The organism is Brevundimonas sp. UBA2416, assembly GCF_002343105.1.
Lineage (GTDB): Bacteria > Pseudomonadota > Alphaproteobacteria > Caulobacterales > Caulobacteraceae > Brevundimonas.
Map to the genome: position 1 here is coordinate 1 of NZ_DDRM01000029.1, position 3,911 is coordinate 3,911.

Sequence of the window (3,911 nt, forward strand, 5' to 3'; positions counted from 1 at the left end):
TACTTGAGCGCCGACGAGACGAGCTTAGGCCAGACAACACAGAACGGCCCCCGGAGCGATCCGGGGGCCGTTTTGCTGTGTGCTTCCGTCCCCCGAAATGGGGGAAGGGTAGGCGAGGCGAAGCGGGAGCGGCCCTGATCGCCAGATGGGGGTGCAGCGCAGTTAACGCCCCGCTCCGTTGGAGCAACCGCTTGCATGCAACCGCAAAGGGGTCGCTACGTTCGCACTGTGGACGTTAGGGATTCAGTAACCATGCGGCGCGCGCTTCGGATCGGCCTGTTCATCGGCACCTTTATCGGCATGTCGGCCTGTGCGGCCCTGCCGGACGATGGCTCGCACGGCCCGTACGGCGGCGTCGAGGTCGGGCGCACGCGCTGATCTGATTTGTCGGCCGAAATCCGAGCCTTGCCGGACCGTTTCCAGCAGGACCGATCTCGAACCCGAAGGAAACCGTGGCGGCGTGGGCGATTTCCTCCTATCATCCCGCACGCGGACGCCGAGTGTCGCGCCGCGCCGGTCTCGACCTCCCTAGATGTTAGCCATCGCCATCGCCGTCGTTCTCGCCCTCGTGGTGCTCAACGGCCTGTTCGCCATGACCGAGTTGGCGGTCGTTTCGTCCCGCAAATCCAAACTGCAGGCGCGCGCCGAGCGCGGCGACAGGGGCGCGCGGGCCGCGCTGAAACTGGCTGAGGACCCGACGCATTTCCTGTCGGCGGTCCAGGTCGGCATCACCCTGATCGGCATCGCCGCGGGCGCCTACGGCCAGGCCGCGATCGCCGGCGAACTGAACCTGATCCTGGAAGGCGCCTTCCCCGCGCTGGCCGCCTATACGGAAATCTTCTCGACCGTTCTGGTCATCGTCTTCATCACCTATGTGTCGGTGATCGTCGGCGAGCTGGTGCCCAAGCGGCTGGCGCTGATCTTCCCCGAATCGATCGCGTCCAAGATGGCTGCGCCGATCTCGACCGTGGCGATCGTGCTGAAGCCTTTCGTGGTGGTGCTGACCGCCTCTACCTCGGCCATTCTGAAGCTGATGAACGTCAAGGACCGGGATGGTTCGGACGTGACCCAGGAAGAGGTCGAGACGATGATCGCCGAGGGTACGGCCTCGGGTCTGATCGAGCCCGAAGAGCAGGAGATGATCGAGGAGATCCTCCGCCTCGGCGACCGCCCCATCCGCGTGGCCATGACGCCGCGGCACGAGGTGTTCTGGATCGCGCTGGACGACAGCGAGGAAACGCTGCGGCAGGAGGTTCGCACCTGCCCCTATTCCCGCATCGTGGTGGCGCGTGAGAACGACGTCGATAATCCGCTGGGCGTCATCCACAAGAAGGACCTTCTGGACAGCCTTCTGGACAATGGCGAGTTCAACGTCGAGCGACTGGTGCAGACGCCGGCCTTCATCCCGCAGTCGACCTCGGTGCTGAAGGCGCTGGGAATCATGAAGGCGTCGAAGGTCCACATGGCCTTCCTGGTCGACGAATACGGGGCCTTTGAAGGCGTGGTGACGGCCACCGACCTGCTGGAAATGATAGCCGGCGATTTCGACGAGGGCCATGACGACGCCGAGGTCAATGTGCGCCAGCGCGAAGACGGCAGCTGGCTGGTCGACGGTCAGACCGACATCGACGAGCTGGCCGATACGCTGGGCGAGGATTTCGGCGAGGCCGAGGGCTTCCACACCATCGCCGGCCTGGTCCTGCACCAGCTGTCGCGGGTGCCGAACGAGGGCGAAATCCTGCAGCTGGGCCGGTTCGAGGTCGAGATCATCGACATGGACGACCGCCGCATCGACAAGCTGTTGTTCAAACAGCTGGTCAAGGCCGAGGACGAGGCCCGCGCCGTCGCCGAACAGTACGAGGATTAGGGCCGCCCCCTCCACCACGCTTCGCGCGGTCCCCCTCCCCCGAAACAAAGTTCGGGGGAGGATACGCTTGAAAACCCCGGCGGGGTCGGGCATACGCCGCGGTCTGGCGAAGCCGAACGCGCCTGGGGGGAGACCCTCCGGCGCGTTATAGTTTTGTCCGGAACACAGGAGTGTAGCTCAGCTGGTAGAGCATCGGTCTCCAAAACCGAGGGTCGTGGGTTCGAGTCCCTCCACTCCTGCCACTTTTCACTGGCGGCGCGGGTTCCTATCTGCACCGTCAGCCCGTTGAAACGAGACCAGAAGACCATGGCCAAGGCCAAGAGCCCCTCGGGGCGCCGCACCCAGCCCGTCCAGCCGGCGATCGCCGGCAATGCCGTGGCGGCCGAGCCGACCGCGCCGAAGAAGCGCACCTCGATCCTGCAGTTCGCCAGCCAGGTCCGCGCTGAAGGGCGCAAGATCGTGTGGCCGAGCCGCAAGGAAACCTGGATCACCTCGGTGATGGTGCTGATCATGGTCGTGATCGCCGCGATCTTCTTCTTCGTGGTCGACGCCGGTCTGTCTGTGGCCTCGCGCTTCATCCTCGCGATCGGCCAGTAGGAAACACCCATGACCGACGCAGCCCCCGCCAAGCCCGCCGCCAATCCCCGGCACAAGTGGTACATCGTCCACGCCTATTCGAACTTCGAGAAGAAGGTCGCCCAGCATCTGACGGATCAGGCGCGCCAGCAGGGCCTCGAGGACTGTTTCTCTGAAATCCTGGTGCCGACCGAAGACGTGGTCGAGATCCGGCGCGGCCGGAAAGTGAACTCCGAGCGCAAATTCTTCCCCGGCTATGTGCTGGTGAAGATGGAGATGACCGACGACGCCTATCACCTGGTCAAGAACACGCCGAAGGTCACCGGCTTCCTGGGCGCCGCGGGCGGCACCAAGCCGCTGCCGGTCTCGGAGCGCGAGGTCCAGAACATCATCGGCCAGGTGGAGGAGGGCGTCGAACGTCCGAAGCCCACCATCCGCTTCGACATCGGCGAGACCGTCAAGGTCATCGACGGACCTTTCGCCAGCTTCGAGGGCCAGGTCGAAAGCGTCGACGAGGACAATGCCCGCCTGCGCGTGGCCGTGTCGATCTTCGGGCGTCCGACGCCGGTGGATCTGGAATACAATCAGGTCGAGAAGAACGCGGGCTGACCGTTCTCCCTCCCCCGAAGTGGGGAGGGAAGATCGCGCCAGCGATCCGGGTGGGGAACGCCAGTCCCTCACCGCCGGCGCCCGGCTTAGCAATTCCCCACCCGGGCTCGGCTGCGCCTCGCCGTCCCTCCCCATGAAGGGGAGGGAGAACGCGTTGCTTCAGTCCCTCGCTTCTGCTACACGCGCGCCTCGCTCTGAGGAGCGGTGCGGGTTCGCCCGCATAAATCCGTGGGAGGCAGCCATGCCACGACCACGGCTCACCGGGCCTGATTGAGTTCAGGTCCATTGTAAGGAGAGACCAATGGCCAAGAAGATTCTGGGCTATATCAAACTGCAGGTGCCGGCCGGCAACGCCACGCCTTCACCCCCGATCGGGCCCGCCCTCGGTCAGCGCGGCGTCAACATCATGGGCTTCGTCAAGGAGTTCAACGCCCGCACCGAGAAGGAAGTCAAAGGCACGCCCCTGCCGACCGTGATCACGGTCTACCAGGACAAGAGCTTCACCTTCGTCACCAAGACCCCGCCCGCGACCCACTATATCAAACAGGCCGCAGGCATCACCTCGGGCTCGAAAATGACGGGCCGCGAAGTGGCCGGCAAGATCAAGCGCAGCCAGCTGCGTGAGATCGCCGAGAAGAAGATGAAGGATCTGAACGCGAACGACCTGGACGCCGCGACCAAGATCATCGAAGGCTCGGCTCGCGCCATGGGCCTCAACGTCGTGGAGGGCTAAGCACATGGCCAAGCAAACCAAGCGCACCAAGGCCCGTACCGGCGACACCGTCGCCCTGATGCCGTTCTCGGACGCCATCGCCGCGGTCAAGACCAACGCCACCGCCAAGTTCGACGAGTCGATCGA

The 3,911-nt window shown here is 64.6% G+C and carries 5 protein-coding genes and 1 tRNA gene; all 6 read left to right on the top strand.

The window, feature by feature from the left end:
• Positions 1–252 precede the first annotated feature (252 nt).
• The 6 genes from B3E43_RS09250 to rplK all read left to right on the top strand — a co-directional run bounded on the left by B3E43_RS09250 (position 253) and on the right by rplK (position 3,785).
• Entirely contained in the window at positions 253–378 is a 126-nt protein-coding gene (locus tag B3E43_RS09250) for a hypothetical protein (RefSeq protein WP_292028726.1), read from the top strand.
• A 154-nt stretch (positions 379–532) separates the two neighbouring features.
• Positions 533–1,867 (top strand): hemolysin family protein, encoded by a 1,335-nt coding sequence (locus B3E43_RS09255; protein WP_292028728.1) that lies wholly within the window; start codon positions 533–535, stop codon positions 1,865–1,867.
• Between the two features lie 166 nt (positions 1,868–2,033).
• A tRNA-Trp gene (locus B3E43_RS09260) sits at positions 2,034–2,109 on the top strand.
• A 64-nt stretch (positions 2,110–2,173) separates the two neighbouring features.
• Positions 2,174–2,464 carry a preprotein translocase subunit SecE gene (secE, locus tag B3E43_RS09265; RefSeq protein WP_292028730.1) on the top strand — a complete coding sequence of 97 codons (291 nt, stop codon included), beginning with the start codon at positions 2,174–2,176 and terminating at the stop codon, positions 2,462–2,464.
• 9 nt (positions 2,465–2,473) lie between these two features.
• Positions 2,474–3,052, top strand: coding sequence for a transcription termination/antitermination protein NusG (gene nusG, locus B3E43_RS09270; RefSeq protein ID WP_292028731.1), 579 nt, complete (start codon positions 2,474–2,476; stop codon positions 3,050–3,052).
• A 301-nt stretch (positions 3,053–3,353) separates the two neighbouring features.
• Positions 3,354–3,785 (top strand): 50S ribosomal protein L11, encoded by a 432-nt coding sequence (gene rplK / locus B3E43_RS09275; protein WP_055829960.1) that lies wholly within the window; start codon positions 3,354–3,356, stop codon positions 3,783–3,785.
• The last annotated feature ends 126 nt before the right edge of the window (positions 3,786–3,911 follow it).